This is a genomic window from Citreimonas salinaria, from assembly GCF_900107235.1.
GTDB lineage: Bacteria > Pseudomonadota > Alphaproteobacteria > Rhodobacterales > Rhodobacteraceae > Citreimonas > Citreimonas salinaria.
The window spans coordinates 1-25,439 of the sequence record NZ_FNPF01000026.1; the positions used below are offsets into that span (position 1 = coordinate 1).

Sequence of the window (25,439 nt, forward strand, 5' to 3'; positions counted from 1 at the left end):
TGAAATTGCTCGCCGAAGGCGCATGGGACAGTCTTGAATTTCGCCACTGCTGTGAGCCGTATTGGAACAAGGGGGGAGCCAGCCAGTTTGACCCGCCCAAGCCCTTGTCCCCAGTTACGACCGGGATGCGCAGAACGATTATCCGTTCGTCCTGCCGGATGCCGCCAGCAGAAAGACTGCCGTCGCCCACGACTGGCTGCGCAGGTGCGCTGAAGAACAAAGCGACGAACCTCAAGCTCAGGTCGTGCCGTGTCTTGGCGTCGACGGAGTTGCGTAGGCGGAGTGACCGTCCCTATCGCCGCGTTCACCCGAAAACCGTCAGACAGCATACTGCAACGACGTTTGCAGTCCTTCGCGTGATGAAGCCTTGCGCCAGCTTGCAAATGTCGGTCCAGAACCGGATCGCGGCGGGCCGGCCCGCTTCGCGTGAATCAAATCAGTGGTGTTCCTCGTCGGCCGCAGGGGCCAGATGTGGAGCCTCAGCGGCGGCAGAAGGAACTGGTCCCACGACTTGGTGTTGATGCAGATGGCTCCAATCACCTCCAGCCGGCGAGCGGTTTCGCTGGCGGTCATCCTCGTCTCCCTTCTGTTCCTGCTCATCATCGCGCCGGACGTCTTGCTGGTCGTTTTCGCGGGATTGCTGATCGCCGTCTTCCTCGACGGCGGCGGCACCTTCATCGCGCGGCACGTCGGACTGGCGCGGGGATGGGGCATCGGCATCTTCATCTTGCTGTTGATCGGCGTGCTCGCGGCAGCCGTGGTGGCATTCGCACCCGCGGCCGTCACACAGTTCAACCAGCTGAACGAGGAGATCCCTTCGGCGATCGAGGAACTGCGCGGGTGGATCGAGCAGTTCGCGTGGGGCGAGCGGCTGCTGGACAGCGCCAATCCCGCGGGGCTGGTGTCGGGTGGAGGCGGCAGCGCTGCCGCGACTGCCGTGACGAGCACCTTCGGCGCGCTCGGCAACTTCATCATCATGCTATTCATCGGCCTTTACGGCGCGCTTGACCCCGGCAGCTACCGCCGCGGGCTCGTCGCGCTCCTTGCGCCGTCGGTCCGCGAGCGCGGCGACGAAGTGCTCGGCAAGGCCGGGTCGACATTGCAGAATTGGCTGATCGCCCAGCTGATGGCGATGACCGTGGTAGGCGTACTCACCTGGCTTGGTCTCTGGCTGCTCGGCATTCCACTGGCCTTCATTCTCGGCCTCATCGCGGCCCTGCTGGCCTTCATCCCGAACATTGGGCCGGTACTCGCCGCCGTGCCGGCGATCCTTCTGGCTCTTCCGGAAGGAGGCACCACCGTTCTTCTGGTGATCCTCGTCTACCTTTCAGTTCAGACGCTCGAGAGCTATTTCATCACGCCGCTGATCCAGCAGGAGCGGGTGTCACTGCCCCCGGTCCTCATCATCTCGATGCAGCTCCTGCTGGGTGTGCTCTTCGGCCTCTTGGGCCTCGCGCTCGCAACTCCCCTCGCCGCGCTTGGGATGACGCTGGTCCGCGAGGTCTATGTCGGTGATTACCTCGAGCGTGAGGACGAGAGAAAGCCCGGAGCAGGGTGATCTCGACCCTGACGAGCGTAGCAGGGCGACAGTATCTTTGCGCCGGTGGACAGGCGCTGCCGGTGCCCACACTGCCAAATCAGCGGCGCAGCACCTACATTGAAGGCGAGCGCGATGAGGACCTCGGCCGCGCTCTTTCAAAAGCACTCAAAGCTCACGTTGACAGTGTCACAGCTCCACGGTCTGGGCTCGCTCCGGCCATTCGCCGCGCCGCGCTATGTTAGGATGGCAGTGTCGGCACGATGTCGGCGTCGTGGCGGATGGGGGCGGAGTGGAGGAACTACCATGCCCACTGCAAACCTTCCCGCCATCCGCACCTGCCGGCCCGCCTGGAACAAGGGCCGTATCGTGGGCCAGAAACGGCCGCTTCTGCCAAAGCACGTTTGGGCCATCAGAGTGCGTCTCGAGATCGCGAACCGCGTCCGGGATCTCGCGCTCTTCAACCTCGCAATCGACAGCAAGCTGCGTGGCTGCGACCTCGTGAAGCTGAAAGTCGCGGATGTCTACGCGGCGGGGCAGGTCAAGGAACGCGCATCGATCACCCAGAGCAAGACTCGACTACCCGTCCGTTTCGAGATCACCGATGGAACCCGAAAATCGGTGGCTGCCTGGCTGGAAGATCCGGGCATGACTGGTTCAGAATACCTTTGGCCCGGTCGTTTCCACGAGAGGCTGCGTATCTCCACGCGTCAGTATGCTCGGCTGGTGCGCGACTGGGTGGTCTCGATCGGCCTAGAGCCGAGCACCTACGGCACCCATTCGATGCGACGGACCAAGGTCGCGCAGATCTACCGCAAGACAGGCAATCTGCGGGCGGTTCAACTTCTGCTCGGTCATACGAAAATGGACAGCACTGTCCGCTACCTCGGCGTCGAGCTCGAGGACGCCTTGGCGATCTCCGAAGCGGTGGAGATTTGACGACAGGGCCGTCTGGCATGGACGGCCCACTCCTGCCTTTTGACGCCGGCCTGATGCTGCGGCGCGGCTTCTTCAAAGCTGCCGTTCGTAGCCAGCGCAGCATGATCGCCCGGTCGGAAGTCGGGAACGCGGACCTTTCTGCCGTTCGCTGCGCATGCTCGCTCTTCGCCGCAGCTGCGAAGGGCATCGGTAAGGAGGGCGAAATTCCGACCTTCGCTGCGAGCACGAGATGGTCTTGACGCAAACTCGGAAGCGGACGTTGCCGCGAGCTTGAGATGCCGCGGAACGCTGCGCCGCCGCAGGTCATTGGGCACGTGCATCAGTTGCGACCGAGCGCGTGAGAACGGCCGCAAGCCGTGCGCCTGAGGCAGAACAAAAAAGGGCGCCCGTAGGCGCCCTGTTCCCAATTCGGGTCGTCCGTTCAGGCGAGCTGAAGGTTCGCCGCGGACTCGCGACCATCGCGGCCGGATTCGACGTCGTAGGTGACTTTCTGGTCGTCGCTCACCGACGTAAGGCCCGCGCGCTCGACGGCGGAAATGTGAAGGAAGACATCCTTGCCGCCCGTCGCGGGAGCAATGAAGCCGAAGCCTTTGGTGGCGTTAAACCATTTCACGGTGCCATTGGCCATCGTGAGATCTCCTGTAGTTTTCAACCTGTTCGCGGAAGTGCAACAGCGCGGCGCAGTGGCCAAGATCGAGTTCGCTGAAGCCCGGTCGGGAAAGCAGGGGATCGATAGAGGAAACGTAGCGTGACCCTCGTGACAGGTCGCCGGCAGTCTGTCCATCTTTAATCGCCCGCATCTGCGATACTAAGGGAGGACCAGTCCATCCCTCTGGCAAGCGCGCGCAGCCGATCGGATGTCACTGAGAACTGACCCAGCAGCAATCAATGGATCTCATTTCTTCCCTTTCAGCGCATCCTTGACCTTGCCGATCGCCTTCTGGACCTTCCCCTCGGCCTGATCCGCATTGCCGCTTTGTTCCGTGTCCTTGTCGCCTGTAGCCTTGCCCAAGGTTTCCTTGGCGGAACCCTTGATGTCTTTGGCGTGGCCTTCCTTACGATCGTCACTCATCGGTTCGTCCTTTCATTGATTGAAGATAGCAATGTGGGCGCGCACTGCCTGTTCCTGCCCAGCTGCCGTTGGACCGCCCAGTCTACATCGGCAAGAACGGCCTCATCTTGCGTAATTCGGAAGGTCCCGATCCAAGTCGGCCGGGACCTTCCTGCGCGACGACAGTGTCAGCGCAGAACCGTGTCCAAGAGATCGTCTTCTGCGACAGCTTCGTTGAACTCCATCCGAGAGATCACCTCATTGGAGTCGTCGTCCCAGCTGGTTACGGCGAGGTTCACGTCGTCTTCGCCGAAAACCTGATCCACGACGGCATCCCATTCGCTCACCGTGAGCATCTCATCTTCGCCCGCCCACGCGTCGTAAAGTGCCGTGACATCGCGTGCAGCAACGGCATCCTCGATCGCTGCTCTCATGTCTGCGGAGACATCGCCCTCCGCGGAGCCTTCCTGCGTGCTGGCAGACCCCTGCGCTCGGCCTCCGGACTGCGGATCAATCGGGTTGCCTGCGGGATCGAAAAAGACCACGTCGGCACCTTCAGTTAGCTGCGTGCGGATGCCCAGCATTGCCTGCTGGCTCAGGAACTGCTCGATCTGCGGGCGGACTTCCGCGAGCGGCGGCATGTTCTGCTGTCCTTGTGCAACAGCCTGATCGTAGGTCTGCTGGACAGCCTCGTCACTCACGGCATTCGCCATCTGTCGGTCGAGCCAGACTTGAACCAGCGCATCGTCTTCAGCACCGGCCATCGACGTCTCGACCAGCGCGACTACTTCCGGATCCTCATCAAAGTTCTGGCTGCGGGCCTCGTTCACGATCAGCTGGCGCAGGATGAGTTGCTCGAGAGCCATCGGCACGAGCATCTCGGACGGCTGCGAGCTCAGTTCCGGCGGAAGAGCGCCGATGACTTTCATGACATCCGAACCGAAGATCTCGGTGCCTGCGACCGCCGCCACGACCGGGTCGTTCTGCTGGGTGCCGCCGGCCTGACCGTTGCCGCTCGTCGACTGCTGCGTCGCGCTGTCAGACGACTGCGAGCCTGCTCCGCTCTGGTTCGTTTGGTTGGACTCTTGCGCAAAGGCAGCGCCGCTCGCGACAGGAATGCTCAGGATCGCGGCAATCGCGGTGTCTCGCATCTTGTAATTCGACATCTTCGTATCCGTCTCCTTTCCTTCTGGGGGAGTGACCGGACAACAGGCAAGAAGGACCTCTGTTCCTGACTTTCCGCAGCCGGGGCTCGTGTTTGGCCTTCATTCCAACACCACCTTCGGCGTTCCAATTGTCGGGCGTGCGCCAAGGTCAACAAAAAAGGGCCGGCATTGCTCGGACTCTTTTCGTTGCGGTGAGAGGGACTTGCGCGTCCCAGAAGCCGCCGTCGCCCAGGTCGACGCCGACATCGCCGAACTCCGGCTCTTCGATGACGCCGCTCTCGTCGTCGTCAAAGCTGCACCTCCATCGGCGAGGGCGCTGAGCACCACGCCGTGGCGTCTCTTCTCGATACAGATCCGGCGCGGCAAACAGAAAAAAGACCGCCGCGGGCTATGAGGCCCGCGACGGCGCGCAATCGACGGGAGTCACGATCTCACTGGTTATCGGCCGACGTTTCGTCGGCACTGGCTTCCATCGGCTCGCCATCCGGGCCGTAGAACACGATTTCGACGCCAGAGGCGAGATCCTGCTGAACGCCCTGAACGGCTTGCTGCTGAAGCTGCTGCACGATCTGAAGACGGACGTCTTCGAGCGGCGGCAACTCCTCCTCGGTCTGCTCGGCGATCTGGTCGTAGGTTTGCTGCACCGCTTCGTCGGTAACGCGCTTTTCAAGCTCGCGCACCAGGTAAACTTGGACCATGGCGTCTTCGCGGGCCACGTCAGCGGCCTGTTCGACGATCGACTGGACCTCGGGGTCCTCACCGAGATTCTGCGCCTCGGCTTCCTGCAGCAGGAGCTCTCGCAACACCATGTTCTGTACCGCCATGGAGATCAGCATTTGCGGCGGCTGTTGGCGCAGCCGGGGCGGGAAGCTCTCGATGAATTCGCTTACGTCAGCACCGGTGATCTCGGTCTCACCCACTGACACGACCCGCTGGTCCGGGATTATCATTTGCGCAGCGCCGGGGGACTGCGTCTGGCTTTCGCCGGACCCGGATGACCCGCTTTCCTGAGCCGACAGCGGCGTGGTGGCGAGGGCGGCGATCATTGCTACACCGACAGTGGTGCGGCGCAAGAGGGTCTTGTAAGTCATGTTGTTTCTCCTCTGGATGTTTCGGCCTGGGGGAAACAGGCCGGACGTTTGATGGGAAAATCACCTTTCGTCTGGCTGACCAGACCGAAGCGCCGACGACCGAGCCGTGGTCGAAAGACGGTCGTGTCGTCATCAGTTTGGACAGGGCTTAGTCGTCCGGATTGCTGGAGTTGTCGCGCGCCTGGTGGCGCGAGGCCCGGCCCGATGACGATCGTTCTCCGAGGAACGCGCAGGTGAAGACAGACAAAGATGTCTGGAGGCTAAGGCCCCGCCCGTTCGGGCGGGACCGCAGCTTGAAGCCGAGCTGAACTTTATTCGAAGCGCTCGTAGTCCAGCACGTCCACTTCGCCGACTTCTTGCTGGTCATAGGGCATGTCGTAAAACGGCGAACCGGCGTTCCAACCGTACCCACCTTCATAGCCATAGTACGGGTAGGCTCGGTATCCGGCGCCGTATGCGGCGTCCGGCTGGACGACCACGGCCGCCACGGCTCCGTCGCGCAGGATCAGATCGCTGACGTAGCCGTAGTCACCGTATGCGTCGCCGTCACGGACGCGCGCATAGTCGCCGATCAGCTCGGAGGCGCGCCACCCCCGAATGGCCTCGGCGTCGTCGACTCCGCTGACAGCTTCGTCTGCTGCAGTAACCGCCGAGAACACTTCCTGGTCGAAACCGTAATCGCCGACCGTATCCTCGGTCACCGGAATGACGATCCCGTCACGCACCTCGGTCATCGCCACTTCATCGAAGGGAATACTGACATGGGTGTCACCGATGTCCCAGAACCCGCCGACCTCGGCCACGATCGAGGCGATCTGTCCGTCGGCACCGATGATGATGTCCTCGACTTCGCCGATTTCCTCGCCGCTCACGCCGTACACCACCATCTCGTCGATGAAGTCTTCGGCGCTGAAGCCGCCGGCATAGAGGTCGTCGTAGGTCCAGTCGGCGAGCGAGATCACCTCGGCCTCAAGCGTGTCCGTCGTGGCAACGTCGGTCATCCAGAACGTCCCGACGACGTCGTACTCGGCCTGCGTGACGACCAGGTCGTCGTCGGCGTCGTAGACATCGTAGAGACCGGTGACGAACTGATCCTCGCCGAGTTCGCCGTCAGTGGCCCAGGTGTCGTAGACCCCGACCTGGCCGAAGCCGGTGTGGAACTCGTCCTCGATCAATTCCGCATCACCGTCCAGGTCGAGATCACCGTAGGCGACCTCGTCGTAGTCGCCAAACCAGGTGCCCCACCCTTCGCTGTATTCTGCCTCGGTCAGGATGTCGTCGTCGTTGACGTCCCAAGCGTCATAGACGCCACCGTAGAACTCGTTTTCGCCGATGATTTGATCCTGGTCCGCGTCCCAAGTCACGAACAGCTCGCGACCAAGTGCTTCGAACTCTGCGGAACTCAGCTCGAGGTTCCCGTCCTGGTCGATGTCGCTATACGTCCAGGTCGTCTGAGCGAGCGCCGGCGTGGCGGCCACCAGAACGAGAGCCATCGCCGTCGAACAGCTTCGCGTAGTACGCATCATCTTTTCTCTCCTTGTTGATTTCTTTGCAGCGGCTCGACGCGCTAAGCGTGTTCGCCGTGCTTGCCATCTCAACGGCCACAAGGCGCGTCTGTTCCCCTTGCAGTTTGCCCCTCAGAGCGAACCTTGATCGGGAAGGCGGGAGGTTCCGAGCAAACCGAACCAACGTCGGTTCAGCCTGAAATGTTGGATGACCTTGCGGCGTCTCCGTAGTGACGGGGAGAGAGGGGGCGAGTGCCGCTGATCGCGCCAGGTCGAAGAGCTGCCTGTTTGTCTGCGCGCAAGTCCTCGGCATTGGTGCTTTGTAGACTGGCGCTCCCGATGCAGTAAGGAGGGCCGCCGCCTCTACCGCTGATTCGTTCGGGCACCGTCGAGGGGGACCGGCTCCAGGAAGCTGAGCGTCCTCTGCGGGAATGGAATTTCGATGCCGGCGCCGTCGAGTGCAAGTTTCACCGCCCGGGCCACCTCGTCGCGAGAACGCAGCTCCTCCACTGGCGTCGATCCACTCCACCAGCGCAGCACGAAGTCGATCGAGGAGTCGCCGAAGCCCTGGCAGAACACCTCGGTCGGTTTCGAAGTGTCGACCGTGTCGAGCCCTGTGAGCGCGTCGAACAGAAGGGACCGGGCGCGCTCCAGATTTGTGCCGTAGGCGACGCCCACCTCGAGCGTGATCCTACGCAGCGGCTGGTCGGTAACCACCGTGGTCGGGTTGCGGTAAATGAAACCGTTCGGCACGAGCACCAGCTCGCCAGAGCGCTGCCGCAGATAGGTGTCGCGGATCGTGATCTGCTCTACCCGTCCCTCGATGCCCTCGCAGATGATGTCGTCGCCGATCCGCATCGGCTTTCGGAGCAGGATCATCACGCCGGCAAGGTAGTTCTCGAAGATGTCTTTGAAGGCGAGCCCGACGATCAGCGAGCCCACCCCGAGGCCTGCGACCACGTTCGTCGCTGACATTCCCGGAAAGACCAGCGTAGCCGCGACCACCACACCGCCGAGCCAGATGAGGGTCTGCGTCAGAGTCCGCGCAGCCGCGATCAGCGCCGGGCGCTTTTGCCAGCGCCTGAGGAGCCGAGCCTCGCCCCGCCAAGCGTAGCGCACCAACGCCCAAGTCAGGACCAAAACAATGAGGGCGGCGAGAATATTCGGCAGGACTGCGACAGAACTCGCCGCCAGATCCGCAAGTTCGGCGCGCAGGATGCGCAGCGGCTCAATGTTGGGAATCATCGGCTTCTGGCGCAATCGTCATGACCGCAAACGGCGTCGCCCGCTTTCCGGTTCCCGGCCCTCCACTGCGGGCCGTCCATCTCGGTCCGGGCTTTGGCAGTGCGGGATCCCGCCGTATCTGCTCATCGAGAAAGAAACCCTGGGTGACACATCAGATGGTGCGCAATCTCGACAGGACCTCGATTCCGGATGTCTTCGCGAAGTTCTGGTGTTGCGGACCTTCGATGGGCGGTCGGCACGCCCGGAGCGTTTGCCCGGAGCATGCCGACCGCAAGCCGGGCGCCCTGCCGTCGGTGGGGGCTGTTGGTCCGGACGCTCGGTGAGATGTTTTTGCATGCCAAACACGCCAGGAACCGACCGGATTCGCGGCGCAATCGAGGCGCAAGCCCACAATTGTGGTGAGATCTGATTTCCGCTGCGGACACGTTGAGAACGGCGGTGCAGAAGTTTACCATCCTTCAATGACCAGCCCGTCTATCTCAAGCCGCCCAGAGCGCGCGGTTGCTCAGATGTTCGTTGGTAAAAGCGAGAGACCAGAAGCTTGTCGATCCGCCGCCCGTCCAGATCAACGACCTCGATTGTCCACCCCTGCAGCTCCAGTCGCTGCCCGACCTCCGGCAGATGTCCGATCTCGTCGAGAACCAGACCTGCGACCGTCTCAAATCCGCGATCCGGGCCGATCTCCAGCGCAAGTAAGTCGGCGAACTCGTCCACGGGCATCCAGCCTGCGATCAGATAGGACCCATCCGCCCGCGTCACCACCTTCGGCTCGTCCGTCACGTTGTCGGGAAACTGGCCTGCGATGGCTTCGAGCACGTCCATCGGCGTGATGATCCCCTCGAAATGCCCGTACTCGTCATAGACCAGAACCATGTGCGCCGGTGCCGTTCTGAGGCGATCCACGACTTCCAGCGCGCTTTGTCCGTCCCGGACCACCGGCGCTTGGCGCAGCAGGGCGCGCAGATCGAACGGCTCGTTCATCAGCGCGGGCGCCAGGATGTCACGGGTGGTCAGCACGCCAATGATGTTGTCGGCGTCACCCTCCCAGACCGGCACACGGGACCGGCTGAGATCATGAAGGCGCTGCAAGAGGTCCGCCTTGTCGCTGCCGGCATCGAGCGTCTCCATTTCGTGCCGAGCTGTCATCAGGCCGCGGGCCGTCCGGTCCGCGACCCGCATGACGCCGGCGATCATCTGGCTTTCCGCGCGATCCATGGCGCCCGAGCTTTCAGCCTCGGCTACGATGAGGCGAACTTCTTCGTCGCTCACCCCGCGTGACCGACTTCCCGCTTGCCCGAGCAGTGCCAGCACGAATTTGCCCGACCGATCGAGAACCCAGATCAGCGGGGCGGCGATCCGGGCGATGGCCCGCATCATCGGGGCCACGCGCGCGGCGACCTGTTCAGGCGCCCGCAGGGCGATCTGCTTGGGCACCAGTTCGCCCACGATCAACGACAGGTATGTGATCGCCACCACCACCGATCCAACGCCGACCGGCTGCGCGAAGGCGGACGGCATGCCTAAGTCGATCAGGCTGTCCGCAAGACGCGCCCCCAGCGTCGCGCCGGAGAAGGCTCCCGCCAGAATACCGACAAGCGTGATACCGATCTGTACGCTGGACAGGAAGCGGCCGGGATCCTCGGCCAGGCGGATGGCCGTCGCCGCCCCCTTGCTGCCCTTGTCGGCCAGTAGCTTCAGCCGCGCGGGCCGGGCTGAGACGATGGCCAGTTCGGACATCGCGAGAAGGCCGTTGATCAGCGTCAATAGAATGACGGTTGCAATCTCGAAGTACATTTTCTCCAACTCTTGCCGGAGGTCCCGGCCATTGATTTTGACGATGTCTTACACGGTCGCGCACTGGGCGACCACAGGCCGCGCAACTGGCCGACCGTCAGTTCCTGAAGATGCGGACCGCGCTTGCAGCGGCGTCCCACAGATCCAGTATGCGAGCAAAGAAGTGCTCGCGCGCCGCGAAGGGTTTGTCTCCGCGACCGAGGAATTCCACCTCGAGCGTATCAAGAAGGCGCCCCAAACGTCGGCGGTGGATGCCGAGACGGCTTTGCACGGGATCGGCGAGGACACGCGCGAAGGCGGCGAAGACCGAGCCGATCATGACCAGCACCGCGACGGTCGTCCCCACCAGCCACGGCGACGCTCCCACCCCGAACACGCCATACCACATCCCGCCGATAGTCTGGCCCAGCGGGAAGGTTGCGATCGCGTTGGTGCGGGCGAGGGCATCTGCCACGCCCGGCGCCATCGAGATCATGCCCGGCGTCAGCGCTTGGAAGGCCAAGGCACCGATGAGAAGCACACACAGCGTCGTGGTCATCTCCGCGACCGCTGAACGGGTGCCCGCATATTCGCCCAGGGCAGTCGCGATTCGCTGGCCAGGGGCTTCCGCCTCGGCTGCGCTCGCGCGCGTGCGGATTATTTCGCGAAACTGCGGCGCGGTCAGGACGGAGCGGGCCAAGGCCGATGGGTCGCGGGCCGCAGCCCCCTCGCCGAGTGGCAGGTCCAGAAGATCGGTCACAATCAGAACCTCGACCCGCCGCGCGACGGAGGTGCGCAAAAGAACCCGTCGTCGGGCCAGCCAATCGGCACCCCCACGCCAGCCCGCGCGCCGGCAAAGATACGCGGCGATGCGGGTCAGCACGAGGATCGGCGACAGGGCGACGTTAAGAGGCGCCCGGAGTATGTCCCACCCAAGGGCCGCGCCATGAAGACGAAGCGTCCCGGGCCATGTGAAGTGCCGCGCCACGAAACCTCGATCATCGCCCGGCGGCAATTGAAGTATTCAATGTCGACTGGACTGCCGGTTCCATCGGCGGTCGGTGCGCGGTTCGATGATGAGCCCATGGCGGTGCCCCACCATCTCCTTTCTGCAAGCCCGTCGAGCGGGATGCATTTCGCCGGTCGAGCAGCGGGCATTGGCACTTCGAAGCCAATCCGGAAAGCTCGGTGTCGAGATAACGCGACTGCAACGGCTCCCGCGAGGATTCATTTCTGTCGATTAGCTTCGCGAGCAGCTTTGTTTCAAAGCGATCCCGCCCTTGCTGATCGGCTCACCGTGATCGGCTTCGGCACCTCGACGCCCGAACTTCTGGTCTTGATCGATGCCTTGTGGCGCGGTGTGCCCGACATCACCTCGGATCGTCCCCGGCACTTGTCGCTCCTTCCGTCCTTCCGACCGAGTGCCTTCGCGCGTACAGCACAACGAACGATCGCAGCGAGTAGCAGCTTCGTCCGCACTGCGGTCCTTCATCCTCCGAAAATGCTGCGAGACGCGCGAATGGCAGCATTGCGAAAGCTGCGCCGCGGCGTGGAAACGGTCCGCGAACGGCAGGACCGGGCCGTTCACGACGACGTGCATGTCGCTGCGTGCGCGAAACCGAACCGGGACGCCGTGGTCAGTTTGGGCTCGAAGCGGTCATTGCGTTCCGAGCACTGGCATCACTCACCTGCACCACGAAATGCAAAGGGCTGGCCACGCCTTGGGCGGCTTTTAGCCGACGGGTCTCAGTCGTCCCGAACTGGTCGGGTCGAGCCAGAGGGTTCTTCAGGCTTACTGGAGTGGATTAGCGTGCTTCCTTGGCAACGGCGAAGTGTCCCTGCTGAGACGCCAGCTTGCACGCCGCCTCGTGCTGGCTGAGGAACACCTCTCCGGTCAGTTCGTCGAGGAAGTGGCTGCGCTTGAGACGGTCCATCACCGGGCCCTTTACCTCGCTCAGATGCAGCCGGACGCCCGCGTCCTTTAGCCTCGTGTTGATCGCCTCCAGCGACTCGAGCGCCGACAGGTCGATCTCGTTCACTGCCGGGAACATCAGCACCACGTCGGTGAGTTCAGGCTTGTCAGCGGCGAAGGCTGCCAGTTGATCTTCGAGATATCGGGCGTTCGGGAAATAGAGGCTCTCGTCGATGCGCAGCGACAGGACATGCGGCTGCGTTTCAACCTGGTGGCGCAGCACGTTGCGGAAATGCTCGGTGCCCGGCACCCGGCCGACCACCGCCATGTGCGGGCGCGAGGTCTTGTAGAGGTGCACCAGGATCGAGGTGACGACGCCTGCCGTCACGCCGACCTCGACGCCGAGGACCAGCGTCAGCAGGATCGTAACGGACACTGCGGCGAAATCGGCGCGGCTGAAGTGCCAGGCGCGCTTCAGGATGGAAAAATCGACGAGGCTCAGGACGGCGACGATGATGGTCGCGGCCAAGGTCGCCTTGGGCAGGTAGTGGATCAGCGGCGTAAGAAACAAAGCGGCCAGCGCGAGACCGACGGCCGTGAACGCCCCGGCGGCGGGCGTCTCGGCGCCCGCGTCATAGTTCACGACCGAGCGCGAGAAGCCGCCCGTGACCGGAAAGCCCCCCGTGAAGGCCGCGCCGATATTGGCGGTGCCGAGGCCGATCAGCTCCTGGTCGGGGTCGATGCGCTGGCGCTTCTTGGCAGCGAGGGTCTGCGCGACCGAGATGCTTTCGACGAATCCGATGATCGAGATCAGCAACGCGGGCACAAAGAGTTGCGAGAGCAGCTCCGGCGAGAAGGACGGGAGCGTCAGCGGCGGAAGGCTTTGCGGCACCTCCCCGACGATGGCCACGCCGCGATCGCCCAGGTCGAAGACCCAGACGGCGAGCGTGGTGGCGACGATGGCGAGAACTGGGCCGGTCTTGGCCCCGATATCGGCCATGCGCGGCCCGAGCCCGAGGCGGCGCAGAAGTGGCTTCAGCCCCTTGCGGACCCAGAACAGGAAGGCCGTGGCCGAGGCGCCGATGACCACAGTGATGAGGTTGATCTCGCCCAGATGCGCAAAAAGGCTGGAGACGATCTCGATCAGGCTGTGGCCCTCGCCCTGGATGCCGAGGATGTGGCGCAGCTGACTCGCCGCGATCAGGATTCCGCTCGCGGTGATGAAGCCCGCGATCACCGGGTGCGACAGGAAGTTGGCGAGAAAGCCCAGGCGAAACACCCCCAGCGCCAGCAGCATGGCGCCGGACAGGAAGGCCAGCGTCAGGGCGGCAGTCACATAACCCGCGGTGCCGCTTTCGGCAATGTTGCCGACGGCCGCCGCCGTCATCAGGGACACCACCGCCACCGGGCCCACCGCCAGCGTGCGGGATGTGCCGAAGATGGCATAGAGCAGGATCGGCGCGATCGAGGCGTAGATCCCGGCCTCCGGCGGCATCCCCGCGAGCAGCGCATAGGCCAGCGATTGCGGGATCAGCATGATCGTCACGATCACGGCGGCCACCATGTCGCCGGTGAGGGTCGAGCGGTCGTAGCGCCGTCCCCAGTCGAGGATCGGCAGGTAGCGCGACAGCGGGGACAGGGTCATCCGGGTCAATCCGACTTGCATGATTGAAAGAATGGGCGGCCCGCGCAGGATCGGCGGGCCGCCAGGCGAATTAGTCGAAGCGGTTCACCGGCAGCTTCAGGTAGTGGTTGCCGTCATCCTCGGCCGGGGGCAGCCGCCCGCCGCGCAAGTTGATCTGCAACGCCGCGAGGATGCGGTTCGGCAGCGCCAGCGTCTTGTCGCGGGTCTGGCGGCGCTCGATGAAAGCTTCGCGCTCGGTGCCGTCCTTCACGTGGATGTTGTGCGCTTTGTGCTCGTCCACCGTGGCTTCCCACATCGGCTCCTTCCGCTCTTTCGTGCCGTAGTCGTGGCCCACGTTCAGGCGCGTGTTGCCGGGCAAGGAGAGGATCTCCTGGATCGAATTCCAAAGCTCGCTGGTCTTGCCCCCGGGGAAGTCCGAGCGCGAGGTGCCGGCGTCGGGATGCATCAGCGTGTCGTGCACGAAGGCCGCGTCGCCGCAGACATAGGTGATCGAGCCCAGCGTGTGGCCGGGTGACAGCATCACCCGCGCCTCCAGATCGCCGATCCGGAAGGTCTCGCCTTCCGCGAACAGGTGATCGAAGTCGCGGTCTGGATCGAAGACGCCCGGCAGGTTGTAGATCCCTTCCCAGAGCCTGGCGATGTCGTGGACCTTCTGACCGATCGCGTTCGGCGCGCCGGTGCGCTCCTTGAGGTGCGCCGAGGCCATGACGTGGTCGGCATGCGGGTGGGTGTCGAGCACCCACTGCACCGTCAGGTCGTTGTCGCGCACGATGTCGAGCACCTGGTCCATGCTCTCGGTCGAGAAGCGGTAGTTCTTGTGATCGAAGTTCCACGCCACGTCGATCAACGCGGCCTGGCGCGTCTTCGGGTCGGCGCAGATATACTGGATCGAGCCGGTGTCGGGCTCGTATATGCCCCAGACGTCGGGGCTGCCTGCGCCGGTCGAGGGCGAATGGCGCACGACACGGCTTTTCAGGGGATCGGTCATCGCAGAACTCCTTTTCTGAAGGGCATTGTAAGGTCGGGGGTGTGCCGAGCGAGCCACATGCCCGCCAGCATGAAGGGCACGAAGATCAGCGTGCCGCTCGCCGCGATCGGAAGCGCGGTGAGCGCGGGGCCGGGGCAGAAGCCGCCCAGGCCCCAGCCGGTGCCGAACAGCACCGCACCGGTCAGCAGCTTGGGGTCGAGATCGGTCCGGTTCGGAAGGCGGAACTCGGTGTCGAAGAAGGGGCGCGAGCGGCTGCGGGTGAGCCACGCGAAGCCCGGCGCGGTCGCCGCGATGGCGCCGCCCATGACGAAGGCGAGGCTCGGGTCCCAGGTGCCGAACACGTCGAGGAAGTTCAGAACCTTGGCCGGGTTGGACATGCCCGAGAGGATCAGGCCGAAGCCGAAGATCAGGCCGGAGAGAAGCGCGAAGAATTGTTTCATCTCAGCCTCCGATCAGGTGACGGGTGACGAAGACCGTGATGAAGGCCGCGGTCATGAAGGTCGCGGTGGCGGCGATCGAGCGAAGCGAGCCGCGGCTTATGCCGCAGACGCCGTGGCCGGAAGTGCAGCCATTGCCATATGTCGCGCCGAAGCCGACCAGCAGGCCCGCGACCGCCATCAGGGCAGGGCTCGACGGCACCCATTGCTGCGGCCATTCGCCGGACACCAGCAGCCAGATCGGCGCGGCCAGAAGCAGGCCCAGCACGAACAGCGCCGAGACGCCGCGCGCTTCGCCATCGGTGGAGCGCGCGAAGACGCGCGAGGTGAGGCCGCTGATGCCGGCGATGCGGCCGTTCGTGGCCATCAGTAGCACCGCTGCGGCGCCGATCATCAGGCCGCCGCCCAGCGACAGCCAAGGGGTGAATGAGGTTTCCATCTTGCGACTCCGTGATACGACGACCTGCGCCGTCGGGCTTGTCCTGTGACAGGACTTCAATATATTACTTAGCACTAATATTCAATAGGTAGAATATGAAAATCACTGACGAGTTCCTTGAGGGCGATATCCAGGGAGCCGCAGCGCTGATGGGGATGCTGGCCTCGGAGGCGCGCTTGCAGATCCTGTGCCGGTTGCTCGATGGCGAGCGGTCGGTGGGCGAGCTGGCGCAGGACTGCGGCATGTCGCAATCGTCGATGTCGCAGCATCTCAAGCGACTGAAGGACGCCGGGCTGATCGAGGGGCGGCGCGACCGGCAGACGATCTACTACCGCGTGAAAGGCCGCGAGGTCGCAGCCGTGCTGGAAACGCTGCACGGGCTCTACTGCACCCGTGCGGCGGATTGAGCGGGGCGGGCCGGCTGGCACCGCCCCGACGATCTCAGACGTTCGCCTTTCGATCGGCATAGTCCCTTACGAACGCGCCGATCTTCTCCTGCGACAGGTCGAGGCCGCGTTTCCGGCCCAGGTCCAGGGCCGCGTCGCCGTCCAGCCCGTTCTCGGCCGCCAAGGTCATCAACGCCATCGCGCCCGCGCGCTTTCCGGACGCGCAGTGCAGCAGGACAGGCTGGGGCAGGTCGTCGAGCGAGCGGCGGAAGTCATCCACCAGCTCGTCGTCCAGCGCATCGCCCGAGACGGGGTGGTGCAGGTAGTTCAACCCCGCCGCCTCGGCCACGCGCCGCTCGTCGGCCAGCGACAGGCCGCCTTTCTCGTCCGAGGTTCGGAAGTTCACGACGCTCAGGACGCCGGCCGAGGCGGCTTTGCGCAGTGCCGCTTCGTCAGGGGTGAAAAGTGCCACGACGTGGTTGCTGTCGATGGTGATGATCTCGTCCATGCTGGTCCTCACTGGGTTGTGGGAGTTTCACTCGGATAGCCGGCGGCGCTCCACGCCTTCCAGCTGCCCGGCACGTTGCGGATGTTCTCGAAGCCTTCAGCCGCCAGCAGGCTCGCGGCGATGCTGGCGCGAAAGCCGCTGGCGCAGTAGGTCGCATAGGATGCGTCACGGTCGAGATCGTCCATCTTCTCGCGCAATTCGCCGAGGAAGGCGTGGACTGCGCCGGGAACATGGCCGTCCTCCCATTCGTCGGGTTTGCGCACGTCGAGGGGCGTGACATTCTCCGAATCCTTCAACTCGTGCACCGAGATCTGCGGGATCTGCGCAAAGTCGCGTCCTGCCTCACGCCATGCGCTCATGCCGCCGGCGAGATAGCCGCCGAAGTCGGTGAACCCGGTGCGCCACAGCAGCTTCACGACCTCCGCCAGGTCGCCGTCCCTCAGAACCAGATGAATGGGGCGTTCCGGATCGAGCAACCAGCCCGCCCAGACCGACAGCTCGGGACGCGCGCCGATATTGAGCGCGCCCTTCACGTGACCCGCGCCGAAGGCCATCATGTCGCGCACATCGAGGATCTGGGCGCCGCTCTTGGTTGCCTTGGCGAATTGATCTACCGTCAGAGGCGGCACGCGCGGCAGGTTGCGCAGCACCTCTGGGCCATTGGCATTCACCTTCTTGAGCCGCGGGTAATGCGTCGGCACCGGCGGGGCGTCCGCCTGCATGGCCTTCCTGAACGCGTCCAGCGTCTCGATCCTGGCATAGTCGTTGAAGCGCCGCTCATAGCCGATCGTGCTCGACATCCTGTCGCCGATGTTGGGCCCGCATGCCGACCCGGCGCCGTGGCAGGGATAGATGATGACGTCGTCGGGCAGGGCCATGAACACGTCGCGCACCGTGTGGAACAGCTTCTCGGTCAACTCGTCGGTCTGGTCATCGCCCATCAGATCTGGCCGCCCGACGCTGTCGACGAAGAAAGCATCGCCCGACAGAACGCCCCATGGCGTCTCGGTATCGTCGTCATGGAGCAGGTAGGACATATGCTCGGGTGTATGGCCGGGAGTGAAGCACGCGTTCATCCGCAGCCCGCCAAATTTGAATTCGTCGCCGTCGCGCACTGCCTCGTGGTCGAAACCGTATTCCGCGCCACCTTCGGTGCTGACACAGAGCTTCGCTTGCCCGCCGAGGCGGTCGACCAGCTCCCGGGCGCCGCTCATGAAATCGGCGTGGATATGGGTTTCGAAGACATGTGTGATGGCGAGGCCGAAGCGTCGTGCCGCCTCGAGGTAGATCTCCACATCCGGGCGGGGATCGACGATGGCGCAGACATGCGCGGCATCGTCGCCCAGCAGGTAAGAACACTCGGCGACGCCGTCGGCCAGGATCTGTTCGAACCGCAGGGTCATGGTCGTCCTCCTTCAGGCGTCAACAAGGGGAGAGAACGGGAGTTCCGGGTCGGCTGTCGCCAGCCGCTGGTGCGACAGGGGGACGCAGTAGAGGTCCCGGATCGGCGGCGTGGCGCACCATGCGTGCATCCGCTGCGCGAGCTCCGCCGCTCGTGTCGGCACGACCGTCCGCCGCGACGCCGTATGATGCTCCGGAGCTTTCAGGACATTCCTTTCGCGGGTTGTCCCGGCTCAGGCGTTCGCCCGGTTCCTTTTTTGGCCCTGAGCAGCCTAGCCTACGATATTCTACGCTCCACCGCTGAAAAGTTCTTAGCCATTCCAGGCGAACCCACCATCGGGCGCCTTCGGATGCAGCACCACGCGCGCGTTCATTGGCACCCGGTCGTAGAGGTCGATCATGTGCGCGTTGATGAGTCCGGCGCAGCCGTTGGAGACGGCGCGGCCGATGGTCGAAGGGTCATCCGTGCCGTGAATGCGCAGGAACGTATCTCCCCGCTCTTCGGTGAACAGGTAGAGCGCGCGCGCACCCAGAGGGTTTCCCGGTCCACCGGGCATCCCCTCGTCCGCGTGTCGCGCGTATTTTTCCGGCTCGCGCTCGATCATCCCCGGTGTCGGGGTCCAGGACGGCCATTCCTTCTTTGCGCCGACATAGAACTCGCCCGCCTCGTAGAGATCCCCACGGCCAATGCGAACCGGGTAGACCAGGGCGCGCCCCTCCGGCAGCGTCCAATAGAGCCTGAAGGGCCCCGGGAGCACATGGACTTCGCCTGGGGCAGGGTAGGGCGGGGCCATCTGGACAACATGCGGGTCCATCAGGTCCGGAGAGTCCACCGGATCCGAAGTTTCGTGCGCGACAGCGGATCGCGCCGCAGGAAGACTGCCCAGGGCCAGCCCGCTCAGTATGAAGTGTCTGCGTTCCATGATTACCTCAGATAATGCGAACCTGCGTGCCTACGGGGCACAGGCCGTAAAGTTCCTCGATCTTCTCGTTGTAGAGCCCGATACACCCGTCAGAGGACGCCCGGCCGATCTTTCGCGTGTCGTGCGTGCCGTGGATGATGTAGGCGGGCCAGCTCAGATACATCGCGTGGGTGCCCAGCGGGTTCTCGGGGCCGGGGCCGATCGGCTCCCAGTCGGGATACCGCTCCAGCTGCGACGGCGTCGGCGTCCAGGAGGGGCCGACCTTCTTGCGCACGATGCTGGTGTAGCCCCGCTTCGTCAGCTCTTCCGAGATCGGGACGGAGGTGGGATAGATGCGATAGTCGGACCCGTCGTGGTTCCAGAAGTGCAGCGCGCGCGAGGACGTATCTGCCACGATGGTGGCCTTGCCGAGATCATCGAAATGATCGCGCCAGTCCTGCATCGAGAAGCTGGAGACGTTGCGTTGTGCCACCTGTGCGAGAGCCAGAGAGGGCGCGGCGAGGCCTGCACCCGCGGCCATACCGAAAGCGATCGCGCCACGACGTGTGAAAGACTGTTTCATGCTCGTTTTCCTTTTCTTGTGCTGGCGGTTCTCAGCACCAACGGCTTTATCCTGCTGCTGAACCTTACGTGGGGATTAAGCCTCGGCCCGCGCTGCGGCGATGGCATCCACGAGGGTCTGGCGATCCAGGGCGCCGCTGAAGAGCGTCGTCTCGATGGCAAAGGCGGGCGTGCCCCGGAACCCCATGGCTGCGGCCTGGAAGTCGTTGCGCGTCAGAAGCGCGTCCCATTTCGCCCGGTCGGCGCGATACGCGTCCATCGCATCGTCCACCGGAACGACCCGGGCGACGGTGGCCTCGACATCCGCCTCACTGAGCCGGGCGTCCGTCGCCATCAGCGCCTCGTGCACATCTTCATAGGCACCGAGAGTAACGGCGCCGAGGGCCAGCTGGCTGGCCCGCACCGACGGCGCGCCGAAGATCGGCCAGTCCTTCATCACGAGGCGCACGTTGCCATCCCCGGCAACCACGTCCTTCAGCGTCGGGTGCATGCCTTTGCAGAACGGACACTGGTAGTCGAAGTATTCGACCACGGTCACGTCGCCTGCGGGATTTCCCTGAACCGGCGCATCCGGATCGTTCAGGACGGCATCGACCGTCAGTTGCTGCGCGTGGCCGCCCTCGGGCCAGAGCATCAATGCGCTGGAGCCCAGCAGAAGGCCGCCGCCCCCGATGGCGAGAAGGCTGCGTCGATTCATCGTCATGGTATGTCTCCTGTCATGGTTGTTCTCGCGTCACCGGCGCCGGCCGGTGACGCGGTGGCGTCGAGGGCCGCGATCTGCGACATCAGTTCGGCGCGTGAGATCTCGCCAAAATGCAGGTTCGTCAGGGTGCCGGACGCGTCGAAGAACAGCGTTGTCGGCAGCCCGAGAGCAGCGAAGCGGGTCATCAGGCTCGAATTCGGGTCGAGGGCCATGTGCTCGGTGCCGAGGTCCAGTGTTTCGAGGAATTGCGCGACCTGCGCATGCGTCTCGCCCTGATTGGCGAAGACCAGTTCCGCGCCGTCGATCGTTTCGGCGACATCCATCATCATCGGCATTTCGCGTCTGCAGGGCGGGCACCAGCTGGCCCACAGGTTGAGGACGAGGGGTTGACCGTCGTGTTCGTCCAGCCGGAGCGGAGTGCCTGTCAGCGTGGGATAAGCCGTCGCCGGCAAACCGGGAACTTCGCTTCCCTTGGAGAAACCGAAGACGGCCTCGCTTGCCAACCACCCGGCGAAAGCCGCACCCATGATCGGCGCCACGGCGGCTTCTCCGCGCAGAACCGCGACGAAGGCGAAAGCGGCGATGCCGAAGAAGCCCGCCTGGACCGAGACGCCGCCCTGCCACAGTTTCAGAATATCGAGCGGGTGCGTCGAGAAAACCTCCCAGTGCTGGATCACGTAGCCGAAGCGCGCCGCCAGCAACCAGGCCACCGCCGCCGGGAAGGCCCACCGCCTGACATCCTCGCCACGGCGGGTTTGCCGAATGGTCAGCAGGTGAAAGAGCGCGAAGAAGACCAGCGCCGCGACGATGAACGCGAACCGGTCGATGTCGAAGGCGAGCGGCCCGATCTGGACGCCAGTCATTGGGACACCATCCGGGCGGAACGAAGCATGGCGCCGCTGTCGGTGTCGCCGACGAGCCGAGTGCCCGGCACCTCGGCCGCGTGTTCATCGAAGAAGACCATCGTCGGTGGGCCCGCCGCTCCCAGCAGGTCCAGCAAGACCTGGCTCTCCGCCCCGAATTCGGTGACGTCGACCTTGAGCAACGAAAGCCCGGCAAGGGCCGCCTGAAGGCGGGGGTCCGACAACAGCCCCTGTTCGATGCTGCGGCAGGTGGTGCACCACTCCGCCGTTACGTAGGCCAGGGTCGGGCGGTTGCTGTTTGTCAGGGCAGTTTCCAGCGCAGCCTTCGTGCGGAGCGAAGAAAACGGTTCGGCCTGCGCTTCCGGAATGGAGCTGCGCGCAGCGAACGGGGCAAGCGGGCGCGTCGGGTCGTCGGCGCCAACCGCCGCGCCCACGCCCTGAAGCACCCCGGCGAAGAGCACGATCACGCCCAAGGCGCTGCCCAGCCGACCTGCCATGCCGTCCCGCGGCGCCTGGGCCAGAACGACCCCCACGCCGATCAAAAGCGCCGACCACAGCGCCAGCGTCAGGGGGCCCGGCAGCACCCGTCCGGCAAGCCAGATCGCGAAGCCGAGGAAAAGGACGCCAAAGACCCTTTTCGCCCCTTCCATCCAGGCGCCGGACTTCGGAAGCACGCGCGGGCCGAAGGCCCCGATGGCCAGCAGCGGCAGGCCCTGCCCGAGACCAAGCGCAAAGAGCGCGAGCGCGCCCAGGTCCACGTCCCCGGTCTGGGCGATGTAGAGCAGCGCCCCGGCGAGCGGTGCGGTTACGCATGGGCCGACGATCAGCGCCGAAGTGAACCCTAGAAGAGCCGCGCCGCCGAGCGAGCCGCCACGCCCGCCAGCGCCCTCCAGCCGCGCGGCGATGACGCGCGGCATCTGCAGGTTGAACATTCCGAACATAGACAGCGCGAGGAGCACGAAGATTGCCGCCGCCACGCCGATCGCTGTCGGCGACTGAAGGACAACCTGAAGGTTCTGCCCCGACCATGCGGCCACGATGCCGAGCCCCGCAAAAGCCGTGGCCATCGCGATCACGTAAGCGCCCGAGAGGGTCAGGCCCCGGCGGATGCCCGGCGGCTCGCGCTGCCCTATGACCATGCCTGCCACGATGGGGAACATTGGAAAGACGCACGGCGTGAAGGCAAGCAGAAGCCCCAGGCCAAGGAAACCGGCAACGACAAGTGCGGTGCCACCCCGCGCCGACAGCCCGTCGAGGATGCCGGGATCATCGGCAAGGGTAAGGCCGGTCCCTCCGCCGGTGGACGTGGTGCTCGTGCCGGCCTTGGTCGCTTCGAAGCCCGCGCCGGACGCGGTTGTCGCACCCCCTGCGCCGTCGATCTCGAACACGCGCGTCTGCGGCGGGTAGCAGATGCTGTCTTCCTTGCACCCCTGCCAGGTCACCGTGACCGGGCCGCCTTCGGCTTCAAGTTGTGCGATGACCGCGTCATAGTAGACTTCCACAACCCCGAAGTTCGGATCGTCCTTCATCTCGCCGTCCGGGGTCCGCAATGGGAGATCTGCCTCCTCCGGCCCCTCGGCGCCGAGATGATCGCGGTAGAGGTAATACCCGTCGGCGATGTCCCACGACAGGGTGAGCTCGTCGCCGGCTTGTTCCACGGACAGCACGAAAGCTTCCTCGGCCGTAAGCGGGTCGGAGGGGGCCTGGGCATTGGGAGCGCCGGCGGCGAAGAGCGCAAGCGCCGTCAGGACGGCCAATGAAGAAGGCGGCATCATCATGTTGCGCCGAATGGGCGGCCAACCTTAAGCAGGCCTTAAGGTCGGCGCGCGAGATCCCCCACCAGACGGAGGCAAGATGCGCATACTGATCGTGGAAGATGACGACGTCCTGGCCGATGGCCTCTCTGTTGGGCTGCGGCTGTCGGGGTTCACCCCCGACCTCGTCGGGACGTTGACGGATGCCCGCGCGGCACTGGAAACCTCGACGTTCGACGGCATGGTGCTGGACATCATGTTGCCGGACGGCCTCGGGCTGGACCTCCTCGCCGAGTTGCGCGCGGAAGGCTCGGTCCTGCCCGTCCTTCTCCTGACCGCGCGCGACCAGGTGCGGGACCGGGTCCGCGGACTGGACGCTGGCGCGGATGACTATCTCGGCAAGCCCTTTGATCTCGAGGAGCTATCGGCCCGGTTACGCGCTATGCTGCGACGGAGCGAGGGGCGGGCCAGCAGCGTCTTGCGCTACAATGGCCTCACCGTCGACCCGGCCTCGCTCAGCGGGCGGCTTGGCGGGCGCACGCTCACTTTTTCGCGCCGCGAATGCGCGATTCTGTGCGCCCTGCTGGAGCATCCCCGCCGCGTGCTGTCGCGCGACGCGCTCGAGGAGCGTCTCTACGGCTGGCAGGAAGAGGTCGAGAGCAACACTGTCGAGGTGCACATTCACAAGCTCCGCGCCAAGATCGGGCGCGACTTCATCGAAACGGTGCGGGGCTTGGGTTATCGCCTTGCCGAGGAGGAGGCCGCGTCATCTCTATAAGGCTGAAGCTTTTCCTGATCCTTGCGCTCGCGACCGGCGCCGTCTGGCTGTCCGCTGCGCTCTGGATACAGACATCGACCCGCGCGGACATCGAGCAGGTGCTGGACGCACGGCTCTTGGAGGCGGCCAACATGGTCTCGTCCCTGATCTCCGATCACCAGATCGAGGTTGCACGGGCCGGCGACCGGACGTTGCCGGTCCCGATGACGCGCGAAACCGGTTACTCGAAGCAGCTGTCCTGCCAGATCTGGGCACTGGACGGCGGATTGGTCGGCCGGTCGGACGGCGCCCCGGATGTCGAGCTTACGGAAGCCGCCGCCGAAGGGTATTCCCGTTCGATCATCGAAGGAGAGCCGTGGCGCGTCTACACGCTGGTCAACGAGGAGCTCGGGGTCCGGGTCATGGTGGGCGACAGCCTCGCCGTCAGGGACCGCCTTGTGCGCGATGTGCTGGAGGGGCTGCTGCTGCCGGCGGCACTGATCCTGCCGTTGCTCGCGGCAATCCTCTGGATCAGCGTGGCGCAGGGCCTCGCGCCGCTCGATCGACTGGCCAACACGCTTCGCGCCCGGGCGCCGTCGGATCTCAGCCCGCTTCCCGAGGGCTCCGCGCCGCGCGAGCTCCGCCCGGTGCGGCTGGCTCTCAACAGCCTGTTTGCGAAGGTAGCCTCTGCCCGTGACGTGGAACGGGACTTCACGACCTATGCCGCCCATGAACTGAAAACCCCACTGGCCGGGCTGCGGACCCAGGCCCAGGTGATGCGGCTGTCCGACGATCCGGGGGTGCGGGCAAACGCGCTTTCCGCGATCGAGCGATCGGTCGAGCGGACGAACCGCATGGTGCGACAACTGCTGGATCTGGCAGCCGTCGAACGATCAGAACAGGAGCTCGACGTGACCGACCTGGGGCATCTGATGCGCGAGACAGTGGACGACCTGCGGACTTTGGCAGCTGAAAGGAATGTGGTGGTCGAGACCGTTGCGCCCGATCACGCGATGCGGCAGCGAACCAACCCGTTCCTGCTGCAAGCCGCCCTGCGAAACGTGATCGAGAATGCGATCTACGCTTCGCCTCCCGAAGGCCGGGTATTGGTTGCACTCGAGGACGGAGACGCGGCCGTTCGGTTCATCATCCGCGACGAGGGCGAAGGCATTCCGCCAGAGCTTCTGGATCGGGTGAGCACGCGTTTCACCAGGGGGCGCGGTAGTGGTCCCAACGGAAGCGGACTGGGGCTCTCTATCGTGGCAAGCGCGATGGAACGCCTCGGTGGCGCGGTGCAGTTCGCTCCTGGCAAGGGCCGCGGCCAGACGGTAAGACTGATACTGAACTGATGACGGATGCGGCGCAGCGGAAAACGGCGGGCTTGCGCAGACCGCTGACCTCCATCCTGCCAGGGCGAGGGAAGGGGCTTGGCCTCTCGATCGCGGCAGGCGCGGCCGAGCGTCTCGGAGGTGAAATCACCCACTTCTCCCCGCCCGGCGGAGAGGTGGGCGCGATCGATTTCTTCCGCCTCAGGTATTCCTTGGCTTCCAAGGCTGTGGCATCGCGTGACCAACGGCTCATAGTGGTCTTTGCTAGGGGCTACGCGCGCAGGCACTGAAAACCCGATGTATTGTGGGTCGTCGACGGCGTTGTTGCGTAACTCTGACTGCGGGCGATTCACATCGCGAATCCATGCGGTTAGACGGGTCGCATGAGCAAGCCTCCTCCCGCCCGCTACCGCACGACGAACTGGTCCAGCCATAACGCCGCGTTGCGCAAGCGCGGCTCGATGCTGATCTGGGTAGACAAGGAAATGGCCTGGCTGGCGCCGCATGAAGGTCGGCTCGGCCGCCCT

Annotated in this window: 25 protein-coding genes and 1 pseudogene; 7 read left to right on the forward strand and 19 right to left on the reverse strand. The window is 64.5% G+C overall.

Translation table 11 applies throughout. The annotated features are described in order from the left end of the window. Positions 1–442: 442 nt before the first annotated feature. Positions 443–1,558, forward strand: coding sequence for an AI-2E family transporter (locus tag BLW27_RS19095; RefSeq protein ID WP_245710952.1), 1,116 nt, complete (start codon positions 443–445; stop codon positions 1,556–1,558). A 285-nt stretch (positions 1,559–1,843) separates the two neighbouring features. Then, complete coding sequence (locus BLW27_RS19100; RefSeq protein ID WP_089886121.1) at positions 1,844–2,476, forward strand: tyrosine-type recombinase/integrase; 633 nt, start codon at positions 1,844–1,846, stop codon at positions 2,474–2,476. Between the two features lie 421 nt (positions 2,477–2,897). On the opposite strand, the gene BLW27_RS19110 is transcribed toward BLW27_RS19100, so the two are convergent. The 3 genes from BLW27_RS19110 to BLW27_RS19120 all read right to left on the reverse strand — a co-directional run bounded on the left by BLW27_RS19110 (position 2,898) and on the right by BLW27_RS19120 (position 4,693). Further along, positions 2,898–3,104, reverse strand: a complete 207-nt coding sequence (locus BLW27_RS19110) for a cold-shock protein (protein ID WP_089886125.1) — start codon at positions 3,102–3,104, stop codon at positions 2,898–2,900. A 267-nt stretch (positions 3,105–3,371) separates the two neighbouring features. Beyond that, the gene (locus tag BLW27_RS19115) at positions 3,372–3,548 is read right to left on the reverse strand and encodes a CsbD family protein (RefSeq protein ID WP_089886128.1); all 177 of its coding nucleotides are present in this window, start codon (positions 3,546–3,548) and stop codon (positions 3,372–3,374) included. Between the two features lie 167 nt (positions 3,549–3,715). After that, positions 3,716–4,693 (reverse strand): hypothetical protein, encoded by a 978-nt coding sequence (locus tag BLW27_RS19120; protein ID WP_089886130.1) that lies wholly within the window; start codon positions 4,691–4,693, stop codon positions 3,716–3,718. Between the two features lie 202 nt (positions 4,694–4,895). Here BLW27_RS19120 and BLW27_RS20970 point away from each other — a divergent pair, with 202 nt between their 5' ends. Beyond that, on the forward strand, positions 4,896–5,087 hold the full coding sequence (locus tag BLW27_RS20970; RefSeq protein WP_143042373.1) for a hypothetical protein: 192 nt from the start codon (positions 4,896–4,898) through the stop codon (positions 5,085–5,087). Between the two features lie 37 nt (positions 5,088–5,124). Here BLW27_RS20970 and BLW27_RS19125 read toward each other — a convergent pair whose 3' ends face one another. The 9 genes from BLW27_RS19125 to BLW27_RS19165 form a co-directional block, all read right to left on the reverse strand. Then, a complete protein-coding gene (locus BLW27_RS19125; protein ID WP_089886132.1) occupies positions 5,125–5,784 on the reverse strand; it encodes a SurA N-terminal domain-containing protein in 660 nt (219 codons plus the stop codon). Between the two features lie 311 nt (positions 5,785–6,095). Further along, positions 6,096–7,310 carry a PRC-barrel domain-containing protein gene (locus tag BLW27_RS21810; RefSeq protein ID WP_245710953.1) on the reverse strand — a complete coding sequence of 405 codons (1,215 nt, stop codon included), beginning with the start codon at positions 7,308–7,310 and terminating at the stop codon, positions 6,096–6,098. 342 nt (positions 7,311–7,652) lie between these two features. Further along, positions 7,653–8,534, reverse strand: coding sequence for a mechanosensitive ion channel family protein (locus BLW27_RS19135; RefSeq protein WP_143042374.1), 882 nt, complete (start codon positions 8,532–8,534; stop codon positions 7,653–7,655). Positions 8,535–9,008: 474 nt separating this feature from the next. After that, positions 9,009–10,328, reverse strand: a complete 1,320-nt coding sequence (locus BLW27_RS19140) for a hemolysin family protein (protein ID WP_089886136.1) — start codon at positions 10,326–10,328, stop codon at positions 9,009–9,011. Between the two features lie 97 nt (positions 10,329–10,425). Further along, positions 10,426–11,295: a DUF6635 family protein gene (locus tag BLW27_RS19145; protein WP_342708091.1), complete on the reverse strand. Its 870-nt coding sequence runs from the start codon at positions 11,293–11,295 to the stop codon at positions 10,426–10,428. An 817-nt stretch (positions 11,296–12,112) separates the two neighbouring features. Further along, positions 12,113–13,864 carry a SulP family inorganic anion transporter gene (locus BLW27_RS19150; RefSeq protein WP_089886138.1) on the reverse strand — a complete coding sequence of 584 codons (1,752 nt, stop codon included), beginning with the start codon at positions 13,862–13,864 and terminating at the stop codon, positions 12,113–12,115. A 70-nt stretch (positions 13,865–13,934) separates the two neighbouring features. Then, positions 13,935–14,852: an MBL fold metallo-hydrolase gene (locus BLW27_RS19155; RefSeq protein ID WP_089886140.1), complete on the reverse strand. Its 918-nt coding sequence runs from the start codon at positions 14,850–14,852 to the stop codon at positions 13,935–13,937. Next, the gene (locus tag BLW27_RS19160) at positions 14,849–15,292 is read right to left on the reverse strand and encodes a YeeE/YedE family protein (protein ID WP_089886142.1); all 444 of its coding nucleotides are present in this window, start codon (positions 15,290–15,292) and stop codon (positions 14,849–14,851) included. The genes BLW27_RS19155 and BLW27_RS19160 overlap by 4 nt, the downstream gene beginning before the upstream one ends. Position 15,293: 1 nt before the next feature. After that, on the reverse strand, positions 15,294–15,788 hold the full coding sequence (locus BLW27_RS19165; RefSeq protein ID WP_342708092.1) for a YeeE/YedE family protein: 495 nt from the start codon (positions 15,786–15,788) through the stop codon (positions 15,294–15,296). Between the two features lie 35 nt (positions 15,789–15,823). Here BLW27_RS19165 and BLW27_RS19170 point away from each other — a divergent pair, with 35 nt between their 5' ends. After that, entirely contained in the window at positions 15,824–16,135 is a 312-nt protein-coding gene (locus tag BLW27_RS19170; RefSeq protein WP_089886146.1) for an ArsR/SmtB family transcription factor, read from the forward strand. Between the two features lie 34 nt (positions 16,136–16,169). Here BLW27_RS19170 and BLW27_RS19175 read toward each other — a convergent pair whose 3' ends face one another. The 7 genes from BLW27_RS19175 to dsbD all read right to left on the reverse strand — a co-directional run bounded on the left by BLW27_RS19175 (position 16,170) and on the right by dsbD (position 22,851). Continuing rightward, positions 16,170–16,622 (reverse strand): protein tyrosine phosphatase family protein, encoded by a 453-nt coding sequence (locus BLW27_RS19175; protein ID WP_089886148.1) that lies wholly within the window; start codon positions 16,620–16,622, stop codon positions 16,170–16,172. An 8-nt stretch (positions 16,623–16,630) separates the two neighbouring features. Continuing rightward, a complete protein-coding gene (locus tag BLW27_RS19180) occupies positions 16,631–18,025 on the reverse strand; it encodes an MBL fold metallo-hydrolase (RefSeq protein WP_089886150.1) in 1,395 nt (464 codons plus the stop codon). A 309-nt stretch (positions 18,026–18,334) separates the two neighbouring features. Then, positions 18,335–18,946: a L,D-transpeptidase gene (locus BLW27_RS19185; protein WP_089886152.1), complete on the reverse strand. Its 612-nt coding sequence runs from the start codon at positions 18,944–18,946 to the stop codon at positions 18,335–18,337. A 7-nt stretch (positions 18,947–18,953) separates the two neighbouring features. Next, positions 18,954–19,508, reverse strand: coding sequence for a L,D-transpeptidase (locus BLW27_RS19190; RefSeq protein ID WP_089886153.1), 555 nt, complete (start codon positions 19,506–19,508; stop codon positions 18,954–18,956). A 75-nt stretch (positions 19,509–19,583) separates the two neighbouring features. Beyond that, positions 19,584–20,210 carry a DsbA family protein gene (locus BLW27_RS19195; RefSeq protein WP_089886155.1) on the reverse strand — a complete coding sequence of 209 codons (627 nt, stop codon included), beginning with the start codon at positions 20,208–20,210 and terminating at the stop codon, positions 19,584–19,586. Continuing rightward, on the reverse strand, positions 20,207–21,073 hold the full coding sequence (locus BLW27_RS19200; RefSeq protein WP_089886157.1) for a TlpA disulfide reductase family protein: 867 nt from the start codon (positions 21,071–21,073) through the stop codon (positions 20,207–20,209). The genes BLW27_RS19195 and BLW27_RS19200 overlap by 4 nt, the downstream gene beginning before the upstream one ends. Next, positions 21,070–22,851, reverse strand: a complete 1,782-nt coding sequence (gene dsbD / locus BLW27_RS19205) for a protein-disulfide reductase DsbD (protein WP_245710956.1) — start codon at positions 22,849–22,851, stop codon at positions 21,070–21,072. Before dsbD ends, BLW27_RS19200 begins: the two co-directional genes overlap by 4 nt. A 76-nt stretch (positions 22,852–22,927) precedes the next feature. On the opposite strand from dsbD, the gene BLW27_RS19210 reads away from it, so the two are divergent. The 3 genes and pseudogenes from BLW27_RS19210 to BLW27_RS20980 form a co-directional block, all read left to right on the forward strand. Beyond that, positions 22,928–23,605 carry a response regulator gene (locus tag BLW27_RS19210; protein ID WP_089886159.1) on the forward strand — a complete coding sequence of 226 codons (678 nt, stop codon included), beginning with the start codon at positions 22,928–22,930 and terminating at the stop codon, positions 23,603–23,605. Positions 23,606–23,652: 47 nt separating this feature from the next. Then, entirely contained in the window at positions 23,653–24,933 is a 1,281-nt protein-coding gene (locus BLW27_RS19215) for a sensor histidine kinase (RefSeq protein WP_281242777.1), read from the forward strand. A 362-nt stretch (positions 24,934–25,295) separates the two neighbouring features. Then, a pseudogene (locus BLW27_RS20980) lies at positions 25,296–25,439 on the forward strand (IS5/IS1182 family transposase); the annotation flags it as partial.